Annotated in this window: 25 protein-coding genes; 10 read left to right on the top strand and 15 right to left on the bottom strand. The window is 32.4% G+C overall.

Annotated features, from left to right (window positions below; all coding sequences use genetic code 11):
- Nucleotides 1-59 precede the first annotated feature (59 nt).
- From ACX0KU_RS07800 to ACX0KU_RS07780, 5 genes are read right to left on the bottom strand one after another with little or no spacing between them, the layout of a single operon-like run.
- Nucleotides 60-1280, bottom strand: a complete 1221-nt coding sequence (locus ACX0KU_RS07800; protein WP_472992349.1) for an MFS transporter — start codon at nt 1278-1280, stop codon at nt 60-62.
- A gap of 1 nt (nt 1281) precedes the next feature.
- On the bottom strand, nt 1282-2070 hold the full coding sequence (locus ACX0KU_RS07795) for an ABC transporter ATP-binding protein (RefSeq protein WP_472992347.1): 789 nt from the start codon (nt 2068-2070) through the stop codon (nt 1282-1284).
- Nucleotides 2071-3075 (bottom strand): FecCD family ABC transporter permease, encoded by a 1005-nt coding sequence (locus ACX0KU_RS07790; RefSeq protein WP_472992346.1) that lies wholly within the window; start codon nt 3073-3075, stop codon nt 2071-2073.
- Nucleotide 3076: 1 nt separating this feature from the next.
- The gene (locus tag ACX0KU_RS07785; protein WP_472992345.1) at nt 3077-4069 is read right to left on the bottom strand and encodes a FecCD family ABC transporter permease; all 993 of its coding nucleotides are present in this window, start codon (nt 4067-4069) and stop codon (nt 3077-3079) included.
- Nucleotides 4056-5000 (bottom strand): ABC transporter substrate-binding protein, encoded by a 945-nt coding sequence (locus tag ACX0KU_RS07780; RefSeq protein WP_472992344.1) that lies wholly within the window; start codon nt 4998-5000, stop codon nt 4056-4058. Before ACX0KU_RS07780 ends, ACX0KU_RS07785 begins: the two co-directional genes overlap by 14 nt.
- A gap of 179 nt (nt 5001-5179) precedes the next feature.
- Here ACX0KU_RS07780 and ACX0KU_RS07775 point away from each other — a divergent pair, with 179 nt between their 5' ends.
- On the top strand, nt 5180-6181 hold the full coding sequence (locus ACX0KU_RS07775; protein WP_472992343.1) for a helix-turn-helix transcriptional regulator: 1002 nt from the start codon (nt 5180-5182) through the stop codon (nt 6179-6181).
- A gap of 85 nt (nt 6182-6266) precedes the next feature.
- On the opposite strand, the gene ACX0KU_RS07770 is transcribed toward ACX0KU_RS07775, so the two are convergent.
- On the bottom strand, nt 6267-8222 hold the full coding sequence (locus ACX0KU_RS07770; RefSeq protein WP_472992342.1) for an ATP-dependent DNA helicase: 1956 nt from the start codon (nt 8220-8222) through the stop codon (nt 6267-6269).
- Between the two features lie 148 nt (nt 8223-8370).
- Nucleotides 8371-10023, bottom strand: coding sequence for a hydroxylamine reductase (gene hcp, locus ACX0KU_RS07765; protein WP_472992341.1), 1653 nt, complete (start codon nt 10021-10023; stop codon nt 8371-8373).
- Between the two features lie 268 nt (nt 10024-10291).
- On the opposite strand from hcp, the gene ACX0KU_RS07760 reads away from it, so the two are divergent.
- Nucleotides 10292-10945 (top strand): cupin domain-containing protein, encoded by a 654-nt coding sequence (locus ACX0KU_RS07760; protein WP_472992340.1) that lies wholly within the window; start codon nt 10292-10294, stop codon nt 10943-10945.
- Between the two features lie 73 nt (nt 10946-11018).
- On the opposite strand, the gene ACX0KU_RS07755 is transcribed toward ACX0KU_RS07760, so the two are convergent.
- The 4 genes from ACX0KU_RS07755 to ACX0KU_RS07740 all read right to left on the bottom strand — a co-directional run bounded on the left by ACX0KU_RS07755 (nt 11019) and on the right by ACX0KU_RS07740 (nt 13688).
- Nucleotides 11019-12242, bottom strand: a complete 1224-nt coding sequence (locus ACX0KU_RS07755; protein WP_472992339.1) for a cation:proton antiporter — start codon at nt 12240-12242, stop codon at nt 11019-11021.
- Nucleotide 12243: 1 nt separating this feature from the next.
- A complete protein-coding gene (locus ACX0KU_RS07750) occupies nt 12244-12585 on the bottom strand; it encodes a P-II family nitrogen regulator (protein WP_472992338.1) in 342 nt (113 codons plus the stop codon).
- Between the two features lie 262 nt (nt 12586-12847).
- Nucleotides 12848-13291 carry a sensor histidine kinase gene (locus tag ACX0KU_RS07745; protein WP_472992337.1) on the bottom strand — a complete coding sequence of 148 codons (444 nt, stop codon included), beginning with the start codon at nt 13289-13291 and terminating at the stop codon, nt 12848-12850.
- The gene (locus tag ACX0KU_RS07740) at nt 13281-13688 is read right to left on the bottom strand and encodes a hypothetical protein (RefSeq protein ID WP_472992335.1); all 408 of its coding nucleotides are present in this window, start codon (nt 13686-13688) and stop codon (nt 13281-13283) included. The genes ACX0KU_RS07745 and ACX0KU_RS07740 overlap by 11 nt, the downstream gene beginning before the upstream one ends.
- Before the next feature lie 402 nt (nt 13689-14090).
- Between ACX0KU_RS07740 and ACX0KU_RS07735 the strand changes: the two genes are divergently transcribed.
- The 3 genes from ACX0KU_RS07735 to ACX0KU_RS07725 are packed head-to-tail and all read left to right on the top strand — an operon-like array spanning nt 14091 to nt 18016.
- Nucleotides 14091-15695: a spore germination protein gene (locus ACX0KU_RS07735; RefSeq protein WP_472992334.1), complete on the top strand. Its 1605-nt coding sequence runs from the start codon at nt 14091-14093 to the stop codon at nt 15693-15695.
- 32 nt (nt 15696-15727) lie between these two features.
- Nucleotides 15728-16906, top strand: coding sequence for a Ger(x)C family spore germination protein (locus ACX0KU_RS07730; protein WP_472992333.1), 1179 nt, complete (start codon nt 15728-15730; stop codon nt 16904-16906).
- A gap of 3 nt (nt 16907-16909) precedes the next feature.
- The gene (locus ACX0KU_RS07725) at nt 16910-18016 is read left to right on the top strand and encodes a GerAB/ArcD/ProY family transporter (RefSeq protein ID WP_472992332.1); all 1107 of its coding nucleotides are present in this window, start codon (nt 16910-16912) and stop codon (nt 18014-18016) included.
- 525 nt (nt 18017-18541) lie between these two features.
- Here the strand turns inward: ACX0KU_RS07725 and arr are convergent.
- Nucleotides 18542-18958 carry an NAD(+)--rifampin ADP-ribosyltransferase gene (gene arr, locus ACX0KU_RS07720; protein WP_472992331.1) on the bottom strand — a complete coding sequence of 139 codons (417 nt, stop codon included), beginning with the start codon at nt 18956-18958 and terminating at the stop codon, nt 18542-18544.
- A gap of 284 nt (nt 18959-19242) precedes the next feature.
- On the opposite strand from arr, the gene ACX0KU_RS07715 reads away from it, so the two are divergent.
- Together ACX0KU_RS07715 and ACX0KU_RS07710 are read left to right on the top strand one after the other, a co-directional pair.
- Entirely contained in the window at nt 19243-19623 is a 381-nt protein-coding gene (locus ACX0KU_RS07715; RefSeq protein WP_472992330.1) for an RrF2 family transcriptional regulator, read from the top strand.
- 105 nt (nt 19624-19728) lie between these two features.
- On the top strand, nt 19729-20355 hold the full coding sequence (locus ACX0KU_RS07710) for a class I SAM-dependent methyltransferase (RefSeq protein ID WP_472992329.1): 627 nt from the start codon (nt 19729-19731) through the stop codon (nt 20353-20355).
- 73 nt (nt 20356-20428) lie between these two features.
- On the opposite strand, the gene ACX0KU_RS07705 is transcribed toward ACX0KU_RS07710, so the two are convergent.
- Nucleotides 20429-20794, bottom strand: coding sequence for a hypothetical protein (locus ACX0KU_RS07705; RefSeq protein ID WP_472992328.1), 366 nt, complete (start codon nt 20792-20794; stop codon nt 20429-20431).
- A gap of 572 nt (nt 20795-21366) precedes the next feature.
- Nucleotides 21367-22533: an iron-containing alcohol dehydrogenase gene (locus ACX0KU_RS07700; RefSeq protein ID WP_472992326.1), complete on the bottom strand. Its 1167-nt coding sequence runs from the start codon at nt 22531-22533 to the stop codon at nt 21367-21369.
- A gap of 197 nt (nt 22534-22730) precedes the next feature.
- Between ACX0KU_RS07700 and ACX0KU_RS07695 the strand changes: the two genes are divergently transcribed.
- Nucleotides 22731-23168: a MerR family transcriptional regulator gene (locus ACX0KU_RS07695; RefSeq protein WP_472992423.1), complete on the top strand. Its 438-nt coding sequence runs from the start codon at nt 22731-22733 to the stop codon at nt 23166-23168.
- Nucleotides 23169-23305: 137 nt separating this feature from the next.
- On the opposite strand, the gene ACX0KU_RS07690 is transcribed toward ACX0KU_RS07695, so the two are convergent.
- Complete coding sequence (locus tag ACX0KU_RS07690; protein WP_472992325.1) at nt 23306-24172, bottom strand: LysR family transcriptional regulator; 867 nt, start codon at nt 24170-24172, stop codon at nt 23306-23308.
- A 90-nt stretch (nt 24173-24262) separates the two neighbouring features.
- On the opposite strand from ACX0KU_RS07690, the gene ACX0KU_RS07685 reads away from it, so the two are divergent.
- Both ACX0KU_RS07685 and ACX0KU_RS07680 read left to right on the top strand, forming a co-directional pair.
- Complete coding sequence (locus ACX0KU_RS07685; RefSeq protein WP_209315015.1) at nt 24263-24625, top strand: YbaK/EbsC family protein; 363 nt, start codon at nt 24263-24265, stop codon at nt 24623-24625.
- Nucleotides 24626-24627: 2 nt separating this feature from the next.
- On the top strand, nt 24628-25515 hold the full coding sequence (locus tag ACX0KU_RS07680; protein WP_167816106.1) for a DMT family transporter: 888 nt from the start codon (nt 24628-24630) through the stop codon (nt 25513-25515).
- The last annotated feature ends 11 nt before the right edge of the window (nt 25516-25526 follow it).

Raw genomic sequence — 25526 nt, 5'->3', positions numbered from 1 at the left:
AAAAAATAAAAAATCCGATTAAGGAGGATTTTCCCTAACCGGAATAACAATATTTTATTTTAAACTTTTCTAATATTCCATTTTATAAATTTAACTACTCCTATGCTGAAAATAAAAGTTACTATTAAAATGTTGTATAAAGTTAAATTAATTTCTAATAGTTGTCCATATATTAATTGACCCGGTACAATACTTACTGTAGCAATAGCGGTAGAAAAAGCACTTACTTTTCCAAGCATCTCTTCTTTTATTTCTTGTTGAATATAGGTTAACGATATGATGTTGGATAAAGCTAAAGATAACATTATTCCAAACCCACCTAGGGAATAAAGTCCTAAAATTAAAAATTTATTTTCTGTATTTAAATAAGTAGAAATCCCCATAATTATAATTGCCATTACCATGGGATACATAGTTTTATGCATTTTTTTTATTTTAAATAATTTAGGCTTAAATGTGATTAATGCACCTCCTATTATTATTCCTAAAACAAATATTGCTTCTACAAATCCATATATAGCCGAAGACATATTTAACTCTATTTTAATAAAATAAGGAGATATAATACTTAGAATTGGCACTACAAATATATTAGTTAATGCATAAGAAACTATAATTCCTAATACTATTTTCTTTTTTTCTTTTAAGTATTTAAAACTTTTTTTCATTTCTCTTAAAGATTTTGAAATAGGGTTTCTAAACTTTTCTTTTTGTTCTAGATCTGGAATATTTAAAAACATCTCTAAAATAGCGGATATTAAAAAGCTGACAGCATTTAATATAACTATTACTTTTATTTCAACAAAACTATATAATAATCCAGCAATTATAGGTCCAAGTAAGTTAACTATAGCTCCAACTTGTTGAATTATTCCATTAGCGGTGGCTAAGTTTTCTTTTTCAACAATTTGTGGAATACAGGCTGTAACCGCAGGGTTATATAAAGTATAAATGATAGATAGAATAAACATAACACTTGTTACTATTATTGTATTATCTTTTCCATTCATAAGTATTACTGAGTATATGATCATTAACCCAGCACTAAGGAAATCGAGATAACTCATTATTTTTTTTCTATTTATTGTGTCTGCTAGTAGTCCTGCAATAGGTGCACATAATATATATGGAATAGTCGATATTGCTAATATTCTAGAGAAAGTAACAGCACTTCCTGTTACATCTAAAATATATAACGACATGCTAAATCTTTGAATTGCATTTCCAAATAAGGATATTATCTGCCCAATAACTACTATAACAAAGTTTTTATTTTTCATTTTATCCCCTTATAAGTTCAAAATCTACGCAGATTGGATAATTTTTATTTTCACTCAATTGTAATTTAGCATCAATTCCATAAATCTCTCTTAAATTTTCTTTAGTTATAACTTCCCTTGGAATACCCTTACAAATAATTTTACCTTTTTTAAGTCCAATAATATTACTTGCAAATCTACAAGCATTATTTAGTTCATGTAATACTATAACAATAGTAATATCCTTTTGTTTATTTAACTTTTCTAATACCTCTAATACTTCAAGTTGATATGATATATCTAAGTAAGTAGTTGGTTCATCTAACATAATTATGTCTGTTTCTTGTGCCAGAGTCATTGCAATCCAAGCTCTTTGTCTTTGCCCTCCAGATAAATTTTCTACTTGTCTATCTGCAAAATCCTTAAGTCCTGTCTCTTCTATTGCCCAATCTATAATTTCTTTATCATGTGTTTTAAGTCCACCTATAAGTTTTTGATGTGGAAATCTTCCAAAGGAAACTAATTCTTTTACTGTAATACCACTTGGACATACTGGTCCTTGAGGTAAAAAAGCTACTTGAGTTGCTATATGCTTCTCTTTTTGACTTTTTATATTTTTTTCATTTATAAAGATTTCTCCACTCCTCGGCTTTATTACTCTTGCTATACTTTTTAATAAAGTTGACTTTCCACATCCATTTGCACCTATAATAATACTTATCTCTCCTTTTGGAATTGAAAGATTCATATTATCTATTATTATGTTATCTTCATATGCTACCGATAAATTCTTAACACTAATGGCTTCCATCTATTTCTCCTTCATCATTAAATAAATAAAATATGGTACTCCAAATATTGAAATTGTAATTCCAACTGGTATTTCAATTGGAGAAAATAAATTTCTTGAAACTGCATCTGCAAATAAATTTATTATTGCACTTATAATTCCAGATATAATAAGAACATTTTTATGATAAGATCCAACTAGTTTTCTTGCTATATGAGGAGATATGAGTCCAATAAATCCTACATTTCCTGCAAAAGCTGTAGCAGCACCAGCAAGAATAACTACATAAGATAAAAACTTTTTTCTTTCTTTATTTAAGTTTAAACCAAGTGAAATTGCGTGTTCATCAGATAAATTAAGAACATCTAACTTTTTATAATTGAATAATACTATGATAAACATTAAAACAACTAGTGGAATTATTATTTTTGCATAATTCCATCCTGCTCCCCAAAGACTTCCAGAAATCCAAATTAATACTCTATTGTAATCACTAAGTCCACCTCTAAAAGTAAAAAAAGTAATAAATGCATTTAGTCCTGCGTTTATTCCAAGTCCTATAAGAAGCAATCTCTTTGGTCTAACTCCATTTCTACCTGATAAAATGTAAATTACAGAGGCAGAAATTCCTGCACCTATAATAGCCATAAAAGGTAATACATAAATAGATAATGTTCCTAATGTACTATAATAATTTGCTGTTTTTAATGAAACAAATATAACTGCTGCTACTGCCGCTCCTGCATTTATACCAATTATACTTGAGTCTGCTAACTCATTTTTTGTTACTGTCTGAAGTAGTGCTCCTGCTGTAGATAGCGCTATACCAACAGAAATTCCAACTAACATCCTTGGAAGCCTAAGACTTAAAATAGCTGCACTTTGAAATTTTGTTCCCTTCCCTAATAAAGTTTTTATGCTATCTAAAGGAGATATTTTATAAGTTCCCCAACCTAAATACATAATTAAGGACACTAACAACAAAATAAGTAATACTAGAAATATTGCTTTAAATCTTCTTTTCATTCTAGTCTCTCTCCTTTCTTGCCATAACTATAAAGAATGGAACTCCTATTAAAGCTGTAAATATTCCAATTGGAGTTTCATAAGGATTATAAACCATTCTTGCAGCTATATCAGAGTAGGTTAAAAGCACTGCTCCCAGTAAAAAAGAAAAAGGTATATTCTTTCTATAATCTTCTCCAAATATTTTCTTTACTATTTGTGGAACTATAAGTCCAACAAAGCCTATATTTTTACCAACAGCTACTGCTGCTGCACACATTGGTATCATAACAAGAAAAGTTACTAACCTTATTCTTTCTGGATTTTCTCCAAGGCCAATTGCTACATCATCACCAAGACTTAGTATATTTATTTTCTTTGATAGTAACATGGCTATTATTAAACCTAAAATCCCAAATACCGCAACTAATTTAAAATCTGACCAAGTTTCATTTCTAAAACCTCCAGAAACCCAGAATGCAATAAATTGAGATCTATTTGATAAAAGCCCTACTATAGTTGTTAATGAAATAAAGAAAGTACTCATAGCTGTACCTGCTAAAAGTATTTTTGCAATAGAACTATTTTTTGCTTTTCTAACTGTAAATCCTATAACTATAATCCCACTAAATATTGCTCCGATTAATGAGGCTATCATGACATTTGTAGTATTTATTGTAATTTCAGCAGCATAAAATATGGCTACAACTAAAGTAGCTCCTTGGCTTACACCAAGAAGAGAAGGTTCTGCTATTGGATTTCTTGTAACTCCTTGGATCATAGCTCCGGTTGCTCCCAAAATCCCACCTGTAAGTAATACACAGAGAACTCTAGGAATACGAACATCCCTAATTAACATAAGTTCAAGAGTTTCACTATAGTTAAAAATGCTATTCCATATTTCTAATATTCCAATATGGGTTACTCCTAGACTTACCGCTAGGAATAACCCAATTATCAGAATCAAAATACTACAAACCATAAAAGTTATTGTATTTTTATTATTTTGTTCCATTTAACATCTCCATTACTTCATCCAAAAGCACTTGTCTACCTATTGAACTGTATCCTTGTACAAAATAAGGTGATGCTTTTAGATTAATAACCTTACCTGCTTTCACTGCTGGTAGACCCTTCCATATTGCATTTCCTTCAAGTACCTTTAAGTCTTCATCTGTTGCAATAACAAATATATAATCAGATTTTATTGAAGCAAGTCCCTCATAATTTACAACTGGCAAACTTATATCACTTTGTGCTGGCATGCCTTTTGGCTTACTTAATCCCATATCTTCATATAAAACGCTACCAAATCCAGCTTCATCAAATACGTAGAATTGACCACCACTAGCTAAGAAAGATAAGTAGCTTGTGTCTTTTCCATAAGTTTCTTTAATTTTATTTCCTACTTCTTGTGATTTTTTAGTATAGTTTTCTAACCAAGCATTTGCAGCTTCTTCTTTATTAAATACTTTAGCTAAAGCCTTAACATCTTCTTTCCAATTTAGAGCTTCTAATTTAATCATTACTGTTGGAGCTATTTTACTTAATTGATCATACATTTTTTCTTGCACTGTTGATATTACGATTAAGTCCGGATTTAAATTCATTATAGCTTCAACATCCATTGTATCTTGCATGCTATATCCTAATATTTTTGCACCTTTTAATGTCTCTTCTAAATACGTAGGGAACTTTGTATAATCATAAGCGTCACTATTAGCAGTTCCTATTACCTTATATCCTAGAATTGATAAAATATCACTATTACCACTTAAATCAACTATTCTCTCAGGTTTTTCTGGAATTTTAATTTCTCCTCTAACATCAGTTACTGTAATAGTTTTACTTTCTTCTTTTACAGTTGAAGTATTTGAACAACCAACAAAAAGCATTAAAGACATACAAGTAGCTAATACTGTTTTTAGTATTGAATTTCTTTTCATTTTATATCTTCCTTTCAAAATTTAAATTGTTTATATTCTTAACAAGACTTATTGTATATGATTATCATTATCATTTCAATGCTTGCACCTAATTTAATTATTTTTGCATCTTTATTCAACATTTTCTTGAATAATTAAGGGTTATTTAATATAATTTTGCTCATGCTAGGAGGTGTCTTATGATAGTAAAATCTAGTGAAGAATTTAAATCTATATTTTTAAATAAATTATCTTTTAGTAAAATTGAAGATAAAAACTATACTTTATATACAAATAAACTTAGACCTGATCTTGGTCATTTAATTAGCTACTCAAGAGCTGGCTATTATAATTTAGGTATAGCAGACTATACCATACCTGAGGATTTTTCTATATCTTTTGATAATCCTGAATTTTTAATGCGTTTTGGTATAGTTTATAAAGGTATTACTGCTTTTGAAATTGAAAATAATCCCATATCATCTTTTACTCCCTCTTCTTTCTTTACTATTGAAAAAGATTTAAAAGGCAAGCAAAACTGGAAAAAAGGTCAACACTTCCATGGAACTGAAATAACTATATTTGAAAACTATTTTACTGAGATAATAAAACCTAATTTTCCAAATATACTAGATTTTGATTCCTTAATTAAAAATTATACTTATACCTATCTACCTCTAAAAGTTATAGAAATCATTCATCAGTTGCAAAGCCTAACTTATGAAAATTCCTTAAATAGAATCTATCTCGAAAGTAAGATTTTAGAGTGCATAGCTATTTTAATAAACGAAGTTACTGAGTCTTCGGAAAATGCTTTTACTAATCAAATTAACTATGGAAATATAAATATTGGCAATAACAGAATAATAAAATTAACTTCTTCTGATATCCATGCTATTCAAAAGGCTCATGATATTTTAGAAAAAAACTATAGCAATCCTCCTAATATTAAAACTTTAAGTAAAATGGTATTCTTAAATGAACAAAAGTTGAAGGCAGGATTTTCAAAACATTATCATATGTCTATTGGTGAATATACAAATCATATTAGAATGAACGTTGCTGCAAATCTTTTATCAACAACTGATTTAAGTATTAAAGATATATCTTGCAAACTAGGCTATATTTACTCTACAAACTTTTCTAAAATGTTTAAAAAGACTTATGGAAAAACTCCATTAAAATTTAGAAAAACAAAATAAGAAAGACTTTAGAATATTTATTAACTTTCTAAAGTCTTCTTTATTTAAACTAATTTATTTAATTTATTAAACATACTTGTATATATCACAGTATCTTTTCTACTTCTTTAATTTTAGCTCCAAATGGTATAGCACCCATAACAACTTTTTCCCAAGGAGTTTCTATTACAGGCTCCATAATAACTATTGAACCTTTGTCATCTTCTGTCCTAATTAATCTACCACATCCTTGTTTTAATTTCAGTCCCATCTCTTGGTAATCTACTGTAGTTACTGGGTCTAATCCCTCTTCCTTTGCCTCTTTACGTTGTACTTCAATTAAAGGATCTACAGATGGGAAAGGAAGTTGCCATACTACAAGCAGTGATAGTGATTCCCCTGGTACATCAATCCCTTCCCAAAAGCTAGCACCAATTAATACAGATGACACTTCCTCTCGAAATCTTCGAATAAGGTATCCTCTCTCTCCTCTATCTTCCCATAGAACCTCAAAAGGTAGAACATAGTCCTTAATTCTCTCTCTAATTCTTCTAACTTCTTCTAATGAATTAGCTAGAACTAAAGCCCTTCCTTTATTTTGCTCTAATAAAGAGACTAATTCTTTAATCTTAGATAAAAATTTATCCTCTTGAGTATTCTTTTGTTTACAGTTAGATAAATAAACGACAACTTGTTCATCAATATCAAAAGGACTTTCAACCGTAGAATGAGACGGATTCTTTAATCCAAGAGTTCTAGTAAAATAACTAAAGTCTCCTTCATTACTTAAGGTTGCAGAAGTAAATACCACCGGTAACTTATTATTAAATAAATGTGTATCTAGCATTTTACTTAAATTACGTGGAACTACCCAAAAGGTGCTATTAGCTTGTTCTACCCAAGCTATAACATCTTTACTTTTATTCCTAATAAATCTATCTAGTGCTGACATTGTTCTTTCTATTTGAATTTCAAATATTTTTAGCATACTTACCGGTACTGATTCTATGTATAGTTCTTGCTCTATTTGTATCTCTAAAAGTAGACGGTCTAAAACTTTATTTAAAGTACTAGCTACTTTAAATAACTTATCATCTATACAGATTGCTAAGCGATCTGATTCTTCATCATTAATAGTACATTGATTGAGTGTTCCAAAAAAATCAGAGGAAGTTTCTTCCAAAGCCATTATAATTGAAATGATAGAAGCTCTCGCCCCTTGCACTTGTTCAAAAGAAAAAATAATGTTATCTATATCTTCTTTATTAATATATTTTCCTGCTCTCATAGCTGCTGGTAGCATAACTTTATGCCCCTCATCAAAAATCACTAATGAGTAATTCGGAATAATAGGTAACCTACCATCAGAAATTCGTTCTTCTCGTGTCCATAAATCCTCAAAAAAGATTCCATGATCAGCAATAATTAAGTCCCTAGCAGGCCTGTAATGTTCTCTTGCCTTAACAAGTTTGCAAAATCCACTACTTGAACATGTATCACAGTTCATAGATTCATCCCATGAAATCTGTCTCCACATAGAGTCGGGTATAAGTGGCATTTCTGAGCGTTCACCGTGTTTAGTTTTTTCTAACCATTCATTGATCTCACTGGAGGATATCTTGTCTCCAAATAAACTTCTTAATCCATTAACTCTCTCATCGCAGACATACTGACGTGGGTCCTTTGCCATTCTGGCATCTATCTCTAACCCAAGTAGCTTAGAAAGCTTTTGAATATCTCCATTTGGCCCTGCTAGTTGTTCTTGGAGTGCTGTTGAAGCACATGCAATCACTACAGGTTTGCCACTGAATCGAGCATAGGCAATTGCTGTAAGTAAATATGCGAAAGTCTTACCTGTACCAAGACCAGCTTCTGCTAAATGAACTTTTTTATTACAAACTGCATCTGCAAGTCGAAAAGCAGTAAATATTTGTTCCTCACGTATCTCATACCCATGTTCTGGAAGGATATCGTAAAAAACCTGACCAATCCAATCAGCTAATTTAATTGGAAATTCTTCTTTTGTGCTATATTCAAAGGGCGCTTTAAACCTTGTAGACATACTTTTTTCCTCCTGTTTAATACATACTAATCTAATAAGTAATTACCAATAAAATTATACCCCCTAAATTAAGGGGGTATACTCTATATATTTATCTACTATTTTATAATAATACTAACTGTACAGAAAGTTTTAGTATTACTTTATTTTAATTTGCCTTATTAAGTGAATTTTTTAAATCAACTTCTGGAGTGGTAATTAACTTTATATCAAAGGTATCTATTAAATATTGTAATACATTTGGAGATAAGAAGGCTGGTAAACTTGGTCCTAGATACATTCCTTTTATTCCAAGTGATAACAATGCTAATAAATCTGCTACAGCTTTTTGTTCATACCATGAAAGTACAATAGTCAGCGGAAGAGAATTAACATTTGTTTCAAATGCATCTGCAAGAGCTATTGCTATCTTAACTGCTGAGTAAGCATCATTACACTGTCCTACATCTAATAACCTTGGTAATCCTGCCACTGTTCCAAAGTCTAGTTTATTGAATCTATACTTGCCACAGGCCAAAGTAAGAATCACACAATCCGCTGGAATCATTTTAGCAAATTCAGTATAATAGCTTCTTCCTGGTTTAGCTCCATCACAACCACCTATTAAGAAGAAGTGTCTTAGTGTTCCTTCCTTAACAGCATTAACTATAGCCTCAGCATGTGATAAGGTTGCATGATGTCCAAAGCCTACTAGTATTTCTTTTTCTTCTTCACTTTCTTCGAAACCACCTAATTCAAGTGTCTTATCTATTATTTCACTAAAATCCTTAGTTCCATCTTCAGCTGCTCCAATATATTTTACTCCATCCCAGCCTACAACACTTGTTGTAAATATTCTATCTTTATATGTTTCTCTTGGTCTCATTAAACAGTTAGTAGTCATTAACATACATCCTGGGATTCCATCGAATTCCTTTTGCTGATTTTGCCAAGCAGATCCAAAATTACCTACTAAATGCTTATATTTTTTAAGCTCAGGATATCCATGAGATGGAAGCATTTCACCATGAGTATAAATATTAATTCCTTTACCTTCTGTTTGGTCTAGAAGCATTTCTAAATCCCTTAAATCATGTCCTGATACTATGATAAACGGACCTTTTTTAATATTAATATTTACTTTTTGAGGAGAAGGATTTTTATATTTAGTAGTGTTAGCTTCATTTAAAACTTTCATTATTACTACACTCATTTCCCCAACTCTCATAGTCATATTTATCATCTCTTCAAGTGTTAAAGCATCATTTGTAGTAGCTTCTAATCCTAAGAAATAAAATTGATCTACTTTATCATCATTATATCCAAGAATTCTCGCTTGATGACCATAAGCACTTACCCCTTTTAATCCATATAATATAGTTGATCTTAAAGATCTGATATCCTCATTAAGATTCTCATTATACATAATGCCTGCTTTTGGTGAATCCTCTAATATTTCTTCTTTAGTATCACTTAAATTATATGTAGCAGCATCTGGATATTTTCCTTCAGGAGCTTGCACCCTTATAGCTTCTTTTATCACTTGTGATTCTTTTAGTAATCTTATATGAACCTCTGGATTAAAGTTTACGTTTGTTAATGTTGTGAAAAGACCATTTTCTACAAACCCTACTACCTTTTTATCAATAACTTTTCCCTGTTCAATTATAGCCTTTGCATAGCAAGAGATTCCTTTTAACTGATATAACAATAAATCTTGCAGGTTTGCAATTTCCGGTGTCTTTCCGCAAACTCCACCTTTTGTACATCCTTTTCCCCCTGCCGTTTGTTCACACTGATAGCAAAACATTAGGTTTTCCATTTAAGTACCTCCTCATATAATGTAACTGCTTGGACATTTTTTTTAACTAGTAATCCTAATTTTAATTTTTCTTATATAACTCTATACCACCTTCATTAATATTCATATAATACCAAATAATTCATAATAATTCAATTATATTAGTTTATATATACAACTGTGCTTTATATTATTTATACTTACTTATTTATAATAGCATCAATGTAATCACATTTTTTAAAGATAAAACATATGTTAATATCGTAGTCTTCTGAAAGGAATGAATAATATGTATAATTTTAAAAACAACTATCCATGTCCATATTATGCTAACATACCAATGTATAACTTAGGTAATATGTATGATTTGTATAGAACGTATCCATACCCTTATTACTTTGACACTCCAGTATATGATTTAGACTTTTCCATGGAATATGCTGATAACTACATTTCTTATAATGATGAAATAGATTATGACTCAGACTTTGATTTTTCACGTTCATCCAATGATGATATTCCAATGGAATCAAAAGATTATGGACCTGAGCCATTTGTAATTAATATAGATGAAGCCACTAAACAAAATACTGCTTATCGTACTGCTTTATGGACAGGAAGCCATTTACAAGTTACCTTGATGAGCATTAGAGTTGGAGGAGACATCGGTTTAGAAGTTCATCCTCATCTTGATCAATTTATACGTATTGAAGAGGGTCAAGGACTTGTAAAAATGGGAGATAGAGAAGATATGCTGGACTTTGAAGAAGAAGTATACGATGATTTTGCATTCGTTATACCTGCTGGCAAATGGCATAATCTAATTAATACTGGTGATGTACCGATTAAGTTATACTCTATCTATGCACCACCTCAGCATCCGCACGGTACAGTTCATGAAACTAAGGAAATTGCTGAAGCTGCTGAAGAGCATAATCATTAATAAATTAAAAGTTACTACAGGGATACATCCTTGTAGTAACTTTTAATTTATATTTATATTATATATTTTTTAATTACAGGCTCTTATCAACACCATGTAACTTTAATTTTAGATTTACTTTGTCTGGAATTATGATCTCACCAGATTTTTCTAAGGCAAACTTAGCAGCAACAGGTCCTATTACTGAGTATATAAATGTAGAACATAATATAATTGTACGAATTTGCGCTGCATATTCGGGTACAATATTTCCAGCAACTACAATTAATCCTAGTGCAACTCCAGCCTGAGGCATAAGTGTAGCTCCCAAGTACTTACATATTTTTTCATCTTGTTTAGTAACTTTTCCACCAAGCCAAGCACCAGCCATTTTTCCAATAATACGCATGCTAACATATAGAAGTCCAATCACTCCAATTCCACTAAGGGCAGATACTTGAAAACCTGCTCCTGAAATAACGAAAAACACCATGAAAATCGGAGGGGAAAAGGCTTCAGTAACTTTAATGACGCTCTCAATATCTTCATAGATATTAACAAATACGCCCCCAAGTGCCATACAAGTTAACAATGGTGAACCATGAAGTATTTCAGCCAACCAATAAGTTGCCAATATAAATGCAATAACTATACAAAGTCTATTTGATGCTTTTTTGAAATGTTTAAATATTAACTTCATAAGAATACTTGCAATACCACCTATAATAAAGGATATAACTACCTCATATATAGGAGTTAATACTGATATAAAGATATTAGCATTAAGAGTTGATGACATCATTTTTACTATAGTAGCTGCGAATCCGAATCCTATAAGAGCAACAGCATCATCAATTGCAACAACAGCCATAAGCATTGATGTTAGTGGTCCTTTAGCTTTATATTGATTTATTACCATTATTGTTTGAGCTGGAGCAGTAGCTGCTGCTATTGCACCTAAAAGTATTGAAAGCTTTATATCAAACCCAAAAATAATTAAAGCTACAGTTACTATTATAATCGCCCCAAAGGACTCAGCTATAGCTATTATAATGGGTGAAATTCCAACTTTTTTGAAATATTTCAGATTAAATTCACTTCCAATTGAAAACGCAATAAAACCTAAGGCGATGTCTGATATAACAGAAAAAGCGGTGACTGTCCTAGCAGTAAGAAAGTTTAAAAATGATGGTCCTAATAAAAGTCCAGCAACAAGATAGCCTGTCACATTAGGAAGTTTAGCAAATTTAGCAAGTCTGCCACAAATTATTCCTAAAAATAGCATTATAGAAACTTCAATAAGTATTGTATTTTCCATTTTATCTAATTCCTTTCGCAAAATCTATTGGTATACTAAATGCAATACCATTATCCTTCTCTGAAAGATCACCAACAACTGACTCAATAATATTAATAGCTTTCGAAAGTTGCTCGTCTTGAATAACAGTGAGGATCATTTTACTATGTTCTCTCTCCGGGTGTAAAAACATTCTAAGGGATCCTAGAAAAGGAATTTCATCTTCATCATGTTCATTATTTAATAGTCTCGCCATACCCATACTGTCTATAATCGTTGCACCACTAATATTACCGTGTGCAAACTCAGTTAAAATCTCGTCCAACTTTTCTTCTTTATTTAATATAAAAACCAATAACTTCATTTTTTCCTCCTTTATTCTTTATTAAACACATTTTTAAGTGTTGTCAATATATTTATTATAGTACTCTAATAAATATTATGCAAATTAGTGACACCTGTGTCACCTATAAATATATCATTGTACTAGCCCATTTCTTCCCTATACTTAAAATAAGGTCAACCTATTTTTCGACAAAGAGATGATAATCAGATGTACAACTAAAATTCCCCAAAAATATACACCCTCCTAAACACAAGAAGGGTGTACATTTTTTATTATTTTACTATTCTTTTCTGCACTCTAATGGCAGTTCAATATGTACAGAGGTTCCTTTACCGTACTCACTATTAATTTGAAGTGTCCCTCCATACATTTCAACAATACTTAGGATAATGGCAAGTCCAAGTCCTGCTCCAACAGATTTAGGATTAATTTTATAAAAGGATTTTAATACATCCTTTAAATTTTCTTCTTCAATCCCCATGCCTTTATCCATAATTTCAATAGCTACATTATCCTTATTAATTGACTGTACAACATAGACTTGACTATTCTTATCTGAAAATTTAATAGCATTATCTAGTATATTAAGTATAACTTGCTTTAATTTATCCCCATCTGCTGTAATAGTTACAGGGACTGTTTCAACTATAATTTGGATTTCTTTTCTTTCCGCCTTCTTTTGAAGCTGAAGAGTTACCTCCTTTAGTGAAAACCTAAAACTCATCTTGAAACAAGTAAAAATTTGTAGGTGAAAAAACTGTTTTCTCTTTAATATCCGTATAAAATACAGTGTCCTTAGTTTCTCTTAGCTTTATCTTAGGAACATCAAAAGACTCTTTATTTATCCATTTTACCTGGAATAAAACTTTTTTATCAATTCTTCCATCATTATTTATATCATCTATAAATATAGACTGTTTTTCTTGGACTTTCTTAGGAGTTACGTACTCTACATTAACTGGTAAAAGCTTATCTAATACTTCCTTTAACTCCTCATGCTCCTTATTTGTAAGTAATGGACTTTGTAGTAGACTAATATTATTCTCTACAGTTCCACACCCTACTAAAACAACTGTTGCAGAAATAATTAGTGCACTTATAAATTTCTTAAATCTTATCATCACCCTACACTCCATTCTTCTAATATATTTATTATTTTTGTAAGCTATATATAAAATTATACTGGTTTTAAAAATAGAATGCGTTACAGATAAGTTACAGTTTTAAATTATATTTTTATCTGCTTCCCTGTATAATTAAATAAATAAAATCAAAACTCTTTCTTATAAAATTGAAAATATCGTATTGATAAATTAAAGTATTTAAAATCACAATGTATAACATACAAACTATTTGCAAATAATTAATATAGAATAATTGGAAAATATTAGTGTGCCAAAGATAGTAAAGTTATATACTAAGTCCATAGTTTAAGGAACAACAGTAAGTAACACAGTTTTTTACCACAATTAACAATTAAGAGGATTACCTAATTAATAACTCACCAATTCAGAGGAGTAATTATGTTTAGCTATATATTTAAAAAAATGCGATTTCAACAAATACGGAATCACTGCCAAAAAGAAGAAACTATCCATGAACAAAAAGTTCAATTAGAATTTTCACAAGATCTTGAAAAAAACCTGGATACCTTAAAAGGCATAATAGGCAACAGCAGCGATATTATTATACGTAAATTTACCTTTGGCTCTAAAAAAAGGATTCAAGCTGCTCTAATCTTTATAGACGGTTTGATTGATAAATCCTTAGTAAATGAAAACATAATGAAACCGCTGATGTTCAACATTCATTACATATATGAGGAAGCTGCTGTTGAAATAAATAATATTCATTATATAAAAGCAAGCCTGCTTTCTGTAGGAGATATTGAAGAAACATCCTCTATAAATAATGCAGTAGACAGCTTTTTATCAGGAGATACTATTCTTTTGCTAGATGGTTCAAAAGAAGCTTTAATTATTAGCTTACGGGGCTGGAAAACCCGTAGTATAGAAGAGCCCAAAACAGAACCTGTTGTAAGGGGGCCACGGGAGGGTTTCTCTGAAACCTTAAGTATAAACACAGCTTTATTAAGGCGTAAGATAAAAAATACAAACTTTATGTTTGAATCTGTAGAATTAGGTGTTCGTACGAAAACAGATATCTACATAGCGTATATAAAGGATTTGGCTAATCCAAAAATTATAGAGGAAATCAGGCGGCGATTGAAGACGATCAATACAGATGCAATTCTTGAGTCAGGTTATATTGAACAATTTATTGAAGATGCTCCTTTCTCCATTTTTTCTACTATTGCAAATAGTGAGAAACCCGACAAGGTTGCTGCAAAATTATTGGAAGGGCGTGTAGCCATATTGGTTGATGGAACACCCATGGTGCTTACAGTTCCAATGGTTTTTATTGAAAGCTTTCAAAGCGCAGAGGATTACTATTCTCGTCCTTTTTTTGCAAGTATAATAAGAATGTTGAGATTTCTGTCATATTCAATCAGTATACTAGCACCTGCTCTATATGTAGCCTTAACAACCTTTCGCCAGGAATTGATTCCTACCCCTTTACTGCTCACTATGATGGCAACACATGAAGGTATTCCATTTCCGGCTGTTATGGAAGCGGGTATAATGATGACTGCATTTGAAATTCTTAGGGAAGCTGGAGTTCGGCTTCCACGTCCCATAGGTCAGGCAGTCAGTATTGTAGGAGCACTTGTTATCGGAGAATCTGCAGTATCAGCAGGCCTTGTAGGAGCACCAATGGTCATCGTAGTAGCTCTTACAGCTGTGTCCAGCTTTGTAGTTCCAGCACAAACAGATTCAGGAGCTATTATACGTTTTGTACTTCTTCTTCTTGCTGCTGTTATGGGTGGGTATGGCATCGCAATGGGGCTTTTTGCAATATTTATTCATATGGCTTCCCTGAGATCCTTCGGAACACCATATTTGTCACCTTTAGCTCCCCTTAGTACGAGTGACTTAAAAGATACGTTTGTTAGAGCACCTATCTGGACAATGCTTAAAAGACCTAGAGATATTGCCTGGCACGATTCAGAGAGGCAAAATTTCAGATTAAACCCAAATCCTCCACAGGAGAGCAAAGACAAATCCTAGAAATATAAAAATTTTATTAACGAGGTTTATTCATGAAAAGTCGTATTAGTATATTATTGAACACAGTAATCTGTATACTATTAATTGTAACTCTCACCGGTTGTTGGAGCCGACATGAACTGGATACTTTAGCAGTTGTACTGGGAGTAGGTATAGATAAACTGATGGAATCCGGTAAAGTTCAGATTACTGCACAAGTTGTAAAACCTGGAGAAATAAAAACACAAAGTGGGGAAGGCGGAAGTGGTACTGAGGCCTTTTGGAATATAATTGGTACCGGAGATACTGTTTTTAGTACTCTAAGGAATATGACAAATAAATCTAGCCGCAAACTGTTCTTTCCCCATAATCAACTTCTAATCTTTGGCAAGTCAACAGCTGAAGAGGGAATCCAAAAATATATAGACTTCTTTATACGTGATCCTGAACCTCGTATGAATGTATGGGTTCTAATTTCGCAGGGGACGGCAAAGGAGATTCTGGACGTAAAATCTGAACTTGAGAAAGTGCCAGCTAATAATATTTCCAATTTGATTGAAGGTCATGCAGCCGCTACATCACAAATAAGAGCAGTAAAGCTCAAAGATTTAGTAATTGGGCTTATGAGTAAAACTACGGCATCAACTATACCTTTTATCAAAATTGTAAAAGATGGTGATAAAAAAGTTGCTATGATATCTGGGACTGCAGTGTTTAAAGGTGATAAGCTGGTAGGCAGTATGGATAAGATTGAAGGCAGGGGTCTTCTGTGGGTACTGGGAAACGTAAAAAGTGGCATTATAGATGTAGAAGATTCCAATAATGACAAAGTCAGTCTTGAGATAATGCGTGCAAGTAGCAAAATAATGCCTGAATTAAATAATAACAAAATATCAATAAAGGTTAATATAAATGAAGAAGGAAATATAGGTGAACAAACTGGTCCGGAGAATCTAGCAGAGCTTAGAGAGGTTGCGTTACTGGAAGAAAAGAAAGCTGAAGTAATCAGAAGAGAGGTAATGGCAGCTGTGAGAAAAGCACAGGAGCTTGATTCAGATGTTTTTGGTTTTGGTGATGCTATACATAAGAAATACCCAGAACAGTGGAAAAAACTAGAAGATGACTGGGATGAAGTATTTAAGGATATACAAGTAGAAGTATATGTTGAGGCAAAACTTCGACTTATGGGCAGAATATCAAAACCAACTGTTCCAGAAAAGGAGAAAAAGTGATTTATGAAGCTTGAAAATGGTGAGATATCAAATACACAATTAATGTTATTAGTATTAAGCTTCTTGCAGAGCATGATTTTGACAATCAATTTTGTATATTCAATTACTAAGTATGATACATGGATCGCAGTCTTGGTAGGTTACGTTATAGCAATTATCTTTACATTGCTTTATTTGGCAATCGGATTAAAATTTCCAGGAAAAAATCTAGTCGAGATAAATGATATTGTTTTTAGACCTTATTTTGGAAAGTTGATTTCTGCAAGTTATATATGGTTCTTTTTTCAGTATATGGTTCACTATATGTATTTTTTTAATAGTTTTTGGATTACTTATATTATGCCTGAAACACCACGTGTAGCATTTTTAATCATGTTTGTTTTTGTATGTGGCATGGCTGTAAGGAATGGCATTGAAGTTATTGCTCGATGTAGTTTTATCTTTATTACAATTGTAACGATAACGATTTTGGCAGTTACCATTTTATTAATCCCTGACATGAAGCCTTCTAATTTGTTACCAATTTTAGAAGTAGAACCATTGAAATTTATTCAAAGTGTTCATATTATACTAGTTATTCCTTTCTGTGATATTGTAGCCTTTCTTTTTATCCTGCCGTATACTTCAAATAAACGGCAGGTGAGAAAGCCTGTACTGATTGGCTTGAGCCTAAGTGCCATCCAGCTTTTGATTGTTGTTCTACGCGATGCAACTGTATTGGGATCAAGAATGCTTATTGCTGCATCTGCTTCTTTTGCCGTATCACGTCAAATAGATATAGGAAATATTTTGACCAGACTTGACATACTTGTTGCCATAACAATGTTGATTACAGTCTTTATGAAGGTTACAATTTTTTACTATGTAACAGTACTGGGTATGGCTCAGACACTTAAATTGCACTCTTACAAACCACTTGTTGTTCCAATTGGTGCTATATCTATAGTTATAGCTTCTAATTTATATCCATCGGATATGGAACAGATGTATTCTGGACAATTTGTGTGGCCATTCAATGCATCCATAAGCGAATTCATAATTCCTCTTATAACAATAATAGTAATTGCAATACGCAGATTACCAAAAAGGGAAGGTGAAAAATCTAAATGATCTTTTTATTGATTGCAGTGTTTATATGCATCATACTATATGAAGTACCAGAACTTATCAGAAATAAATACTGGAGAGAGCTGACTGTCGTTTCATTTTTAATATCCATTGCATTTATAATAAGTCTGATGCAGATTTTGAAAATCGAAATACCAAATCCAGTAAGAGATACACAATATTTTGTTAAGGATCTACTACATTTAAGTTACTAATAGATCCTACATCAGTTTAAATAGCATATCATCTTATATCCCTTATTTTAAACAGGAGTTTCCAAAACTCAAGATTAAACTTTAAACTTTTGTATACTTTCCATTAATTCATTTGCCATGTTAGAAAGACTTTCACTAGATGCTGCTATTTGTTTCATAGAAGCAAATTTTTATTACCCTTTTTCTTTACCTTTTTTCAGTGAAAAAATTATGCACCTATCCACCACTTTTATTTTAGGCCATGTTGAAAAATACTATTGATTTTACAACATAAAAATAAGCCTTGCAATGTTGCGAATTGTATATTTATGGATTAATCGTATATTACATTTTTTCCTTCATCACTTAACTTTTTTAAAGATAAAAGCATATGATTTATTTCTTCATCGGAATGTCTTTCCCATGAACCTAATTCGGCTATTATTTTCAAAGGAGATTTAGACCTATAAGAACGTGTTGGATTTCCAGGAAATCTTTTGTCAGTTAAGTTCGGGTCATTTTCAAATTCACCTAATGGTTCTACAACATAAATTCTTTCTTTTGATTTAGCTGTCGCTAATTCAGCACCCCATTTAGCAGCATTTAATGTTGCAGTAAAATAAATATAGTTAGATTTTTTATTTTGGTAATTTGATAAGTGTTTTGGTTCTAATAAATCTCCAATTTTTAGTTCTGCTTTAGTACCATGAAAAAAAGGACCATTATATAAAACATCTTTTTTGTCATTCATTCTGATACACTCCTTTTATATTTGTATATTATATTTGTATATTATATTTAGGTGAATTAAATATCTCTAAAGTGATATCTGTTCCTATAATACACACAATAATCGTAATTTATAAGCCTATTATTTAAAAATTTCCTATGATATAATTAAGTTGAGGGAGTAATTTACTACAAGTACCCTGTTAAATACACATAAGATTACTTTTTAATCCATTGACATAAATAATTGTTGTCTATATAATTATAGATAAATATAGTCTTTAATGTCTTTAAGGAGGTTTCATTTTGAAATATACAAAAGCTACAAACTATGCACTGCATATTATTGCATATATGATTAAATATAATAAAAAAGATAATTTGAGCTTACAACCATTAGCTAGTCACTTCAATATATCGCCAACCTATCTTTCAAAGATTCTAACACAACTAGTAAAAGCTGGCATAATTCAATCAACTCCTGGTGTAAATGGTGGTTATGTTCTCAATAAAAATAAAGAAGACATTTCATTTATGGATGTAATTAAGTCCACTGAAGGAGCTGGAGCATTATTTAACTGTGACTCAGACGAGGAAAACAAGTGTCCTATTCTGAAAGTAATGACAGAGGCTGAAACTCTCATGGAAACATATCTGCAAAATAAAAAGATTTATGAAGTACTGTAAAATTCAATAATCAATAAGAATGTAAAGAATACATTTTTATTGATTATAGATATAAAGAGTCTTTAATATAGATAATACAAAATACATTAAAAAGGAGATAGAGATATGACTGAATTCTGGGAATCAAGTTTTATAGAAAAACAAACTATGTGGGGGTTGGAATCATCAGATTCTGCACACTTGGCAAAGGATTTTTTCCTTGAAAAAGGAGTTAAAGAAATACTAATACCAGGCATGGGATATGGTAGGAATGCAAAACCTTTTCTTAATAGCGGAATAGATGTAACAGGTATTGAAATTTCAAAAACAGCCATTGACTTGGCAAGACAAAATGATCTTAATATTAAAATTCATCATGGTTCAGTAACCGACATGCCTTTTAATGACAAACTTTATGACGGTATATTCTGCTATGCACTCATTCATTTATTAAGTAGTAGCGAAAGAAAAAAATTCATTAACGATTGTTATAATCAGCTAAAGCCAAATGGCTATATGATTTTCACTGCCATCTCAAAAGAAAACCCTATGTATGGAAAAGGAACTCAGCTGAGTAAAAATCGCTTCGAGACAATGGAAGGTGTGAGAATATTCTTCTATGATTCTGATTCAATAAAACAAGAATTTGAAAAATATGGATTAGTAGAATCTTTTCAAATTGATGAGCCCCATAAGAATACGGAAAATAAACCTCCATTGAAATTTTTGCTTATTAAATGTAAGAAGGAATAGTTGTAGCACTCCCACCCCAAAATGTGGGATGGGCCACTATTCTTCTGCATTTCCAGTTATAAATACTAATAAGTTATTCATCTGAAAGATCGTCAATTGCTTCAATAGCTAGTTCCAAGGATTTAATTCTTCTTTCCAAAAGCGTTTTTTGAGGACTTCCTTCCTTTGACTTAGCATAAATGCTTTGAATTGATGGGAATAAACCGGTAAGAACATTGCGTGCTTCAACTAATTCTTCCTGGGTATAATCATGTTGTCTTTGATTCCAAACCTTTTCTAGCATGGCTAAGCCAACATAAAGAGCTTTCAGTCGTTTCTTTATTAAGGTAGTATTAGCGCCCTTTTCAGTCATCTGAGCTAAAGCCTTTTCGGATTTTCTGATTGATGATTGGAAGGATTTTATTGATTCTAATTTATTTATATTTGATACATTCTCCATATTTGCCCTCCTATATATTTCTTTTAATTAAACAGATTTAGTATTACAATCTAAGTATACAACATTATGCACTTAAAAACTTTTTAGAAATAAATACGCTTAGAATAAAGAATATTGATTATAAACCTTTACTGGAGATTTACTAAAGGAGTACATGAAAGGTAACAAAGATAAAACATTATGGATGCTCACTAAATCTCAAGCTGATTTGTATGTGGAAAAAATGAGATTAGAAAGAGTTATCCTAAATCTTATGTAACATCTAAATGATAAAAGCCATATCAGCATTTAATGAATTAATAAGTAAAAACTAATATTTCTATTACTGATGATAACTCTTTGATAGATTATATACCTTTTGCCAAAACGTATAAATCCCCTATCCCCTTGTAATAAGGAGATAGAGGATTTTCATATTTTCTCTTGAATCACATATGCATTTACTTTTGGAACAAGCCTAGTTTCATCTACAAGCTTACCACTTAACTAAAAAAAAACCATCCATCACTGATTTACCTTAGTTTAAGTATATTAAAAGGTCTTTGATATCCATTAAATTACTCCTATCATTATTAGAAACTATTTTTTAAGATTTCTACAATTTCTTCTTTAGAAAGCACTTTATATCCACCCTCTAAAATAAACGATCTCGATGCAATACCATCCAACATATCCTCAGTAACGCCCAGTTCCCTTATACTCATCACAAGACCAATTTCTTTCATATACATCTCCATTCGGTCAAGACCTTCTTTGGCAATTTGTTCATCTGTTTTCCCTTCAGGATTTACATTCCATACGTTGATTGCATAACGTTTAAATTTTTGAATCCCATAAGGCATGATAAACCGATAATATGACAATGAGATGGCTGACAATGTCATTCCATGAGTAGCATCGGTATAGCCACCAATGGACTGCCCAATCATATGAACCATCCAGTCTGTTGATTTGCCTTTTGAAACAAAAGTATTAAGCGCCCACGTTGCAGTCCACATGATGTTACTCCTTGCTTCATATTCAGTAGGATTCTTAACTGCAATTCTAGAACTGTTAATCAAAGACTTTAATAATCCCTCCATAACATAGTCCGAGGTATTATCGTCTTTTCCAGAAAAGTACTGTTCTAGGATATGTGACATGATATCAAAGAACCCGGCTACCATCTGATAGTGTGGTAGCGTATAGGTAAATACAGGATTCAATATAGAGAATTTCGGAAAAACATTCTCGCCAAACACATGGCCAATTTTCTGTTTAGTAGCATGATTTGTGATAACAGAACCCCCGTTCATTTCAGAACCAGTACCTACCATTGTTAAAACGCATCCCACAGGAATGATTTTGTTATCAACATCCTTCATTCTAAGATAGTATTTGTCCCACGGATCTTCTTCACTATAAGCAGAAACAGATACAGCTTTGGCATAGTCACATACGGAGCCGCCACCCACTGCCAGAATTAAATCCACATTATTGTCTTTAGCTCTCGCGCAGCCTTCATAAAGCTTTTCCACTGTAGGATTAGGCATAACACCTGCGTCTTCAAAGATCTCTTTACCGTTGTCCCTGAGAATTTTTATAATCTCGTTATAGAGCCCGATTTTCTTAATAGAACCACCTCCGTAGACAAGCAGTACATTTTTTCCGTACTTTGGCAGTTCTTCATTCAAGAACTTTACTGAGTCCTCTCCAAAATATAACTTTGTTGGGTTTGAATAGCTAAAATTTCCTAACATTTTTTCTCCTCCTAACTTTCATTTTCTATAGTTAAAATTTTCTTAGTAATCTTAATCTTTTAAGTCCCTCAATTGAAGTTTTTGATTGATCATGTTAAACTGTTATTGACTTATTGAACTTAATTTTACAACTTAAAGTTAACTTTAAGTCAAGAATTTTTATAAATTTTTTTAAAGCCAAATTTGGAGGAGAAATTATGATCTATACCGTCGGTGAAGTTGCAAAAAAGCTCAATATTGCTGCTTCAACATTAAGATACTATGACAAAGAAGGTTTGCTTCCATTTGTGGAACGCTCCAGCGGTGGAATTCGAATGTTTAAAGATGAGGATATATCTGGATTAAAAACTATTGAATGTCTTAAAAAAACTGGTATGCCAATAAAAGCTATTAAACATTTCATGGATTGTTGCATGGAAGGCGATTCAACTATCAAAGAACGTCTTTCTATCATGAAATCACAAAGAGACAATGTCGTAGAGCAGATAAAAGAGATGCAGGAAATGCTTGATATGCTAAATTTTAAATCTTGGTATTATGAAACTGCAAAAGAAGCAGGAACATGTGCAATTCACGATAATATACAAATAAAAAACGTCCCCAAAGAATACCATAAGTATTTACACGAAAAATAGTACTGTTAACAATAATACTTATAACAAAGGCACTCTGTGAATTCCAAAATTGGGATTCACAGAGTGCCTTTATCTCAATATATAATTCAACAGTAGGAACATATCCACTATATGCACATTATAAAAATACTTTGCTTCTACCTATATTTTAAATAATCTATAAATTTCTTTACCGCCAAAGATGCTGTATTTTTATCTCGTAAAGCAAGACCAATATTCCTGTATGCTGGCACATCCATCTCTTTTTCTACGATATGGTAAGGAACACGTTTTAGAATTAACTGTGGCAGAATACTTATACCAAGACCACTTTCTACCATGGACATGATTGCGTAATCGTCCCATGTTGTAAAATGAATCTTTGGTGTTAAGCCACACCGCTCAAATATCTCTGACACCTCGGCTTTTGCTCCTTTTTCAAGAAGCATAAAAGGATCATTACACAAAGCAGTGACAGGAAAACATTCACATTTTGCCAATGGATGATTTTCGGGCAGGATGACAAGCAATTTGTCTTGCTCTAAGAAAATAGTTTCTAGATCGGGATGTGTGGGTAACCTTAGAAAACCACAATCCACACGCCCCTCCAAAATCCATTCCTCGATTTCTGTATAGTCACCCAGGAGCAATTCATAGTCGATGTTCGGATAATCCTTTTGAAATTCTTTGATGATATTTGGAAGCCAATGTGTAGCCACGCTGGAAAAAGTACCAATACGAATTAGTCCTGATTGAAGTCCGTTCAACTCATCCACCTGCATTTGCAACTTCTGATATTCTTCGCAGACCCGTTGGGCATGTGGCAGAAGTTTCTTACCATCAGAGGTGAGCTGCACCCCAGCTCGACTTCTTTTTAAAAGTGATACTTTCCACTCTTTTTCTAAATCGTTAATCATCCGACTAATTCCAGATTGCGAATAATGCAACATTTCAGCCGCCTTTGTAAAGCTCCCATATTCCACTGTTTTAATAAATGCCATATATTTAAGAATATTCATATCCATTTTTCGTACCCTCATTATATCTTGTTTTGTTATACTATGTATGATAAACATTCGCTTTTGTTATCCTACGTCTTATGATATATTCTTTTTATGAATTTTTCAAGAATGAAAGGAATGATGTTAGCCATGTTTTTTATTAGTAATACTTATATAACAGCACCAGATCAGTTCAGCACTCCACTTCAAGAGAAAACTTACCAAGCATTGGAGGAATTACATATACTCTTTGAGCGTGTCGACACGGATGAAGCTATCACGATGGATATCTCCCGTGTTTCTTTTGCTCCTGCTGAACTAATGGAACAAATGTTAGGAACTAAAATCGGTGCGGCCACCGTATTCAGTGCTCTGCTGGATACAGAAAATGTGATACAAATTGTTTTCGACAAAGACGTTCTCGCAGAAGAATGTTATGGATGCAGCGCCGGGACGGTGTTTGTTGGAAGGTGTTGACTATGAAGCAGACATATTTCAAGTATATCCTTGCCATGCTACTTTTCGGCTCCAATGGAGTTGTGGCAAGCTATATTGGGTTAACCAGCTATGAAATTGTTCTTCTGCGCTCTCTGTTGGGTAGTCTTCTACTTATCGCTATTTTCTTTTTCACGGGACACAAGCTAACCGCACTACAGCATAAAAAGGATTTCTGTTATATTGCGCTATCTGGTATCACAATGGGTGCTGACTGGCTTCTTCTTTTCGAGGCCTTTGCTCAAATCGGCGTTAGTTTGGGAATGCTGATCAATTACTGTGGCCCTGCGATTGTCGTGGCACTTTCGCCCTTGCTGTTCAAGGAACGAGTGACCCGGCAAAAACTGACCGCTCTGATTACTACTCTTATTGGCGTGTTTCTTATCAGCGGGCAGGCGGCAACGAAAGGTGCCAACTTTTGGGGAATTTTCTGTGCAGGACTGTCGGCTGTCTCTTATGCCGCCATGGTAATTTTCAACAAGAAGTCAAAGCAAGTCACAGGAATAGAAAACTCCACCCTTCAACTATTTTTGGCTTTTGTGACAGTAGCAATTTTTGTCGGATTCAAACAAGGTCTCTATATGGAGATTGCCGCTGTGGATTGGTTACCCATTCTGTGGATCGGTCTAATCAACACCGGTATAAGTTGCTATTTGTATTTTTCCTCCATGGGGCGTCTACCAGTGCAGACTGTAGCAATTTGTGGTTATTTAGAGCCTCTTTCGGCTGTTGTTTTTTCCGTCCTATTTTTAAAAGAAATACTGCAGCCAATTCAAATTATAGGTGCAGTGCTGATTATCGGCGGTGCGGTGTTTGCAGAAGGGATATTCAAACTAAAAAATTACCAAATAACAGCTAAAAATAATAGTTGAATATTTACATC

It is taken from the genome of Clostridium sp. X (assembly GCF_055755365.1).
Note: the sequence above shows the minus strand (reverse complement) of the source record. Positions and strands in the feature narration are given on the sequence as shown.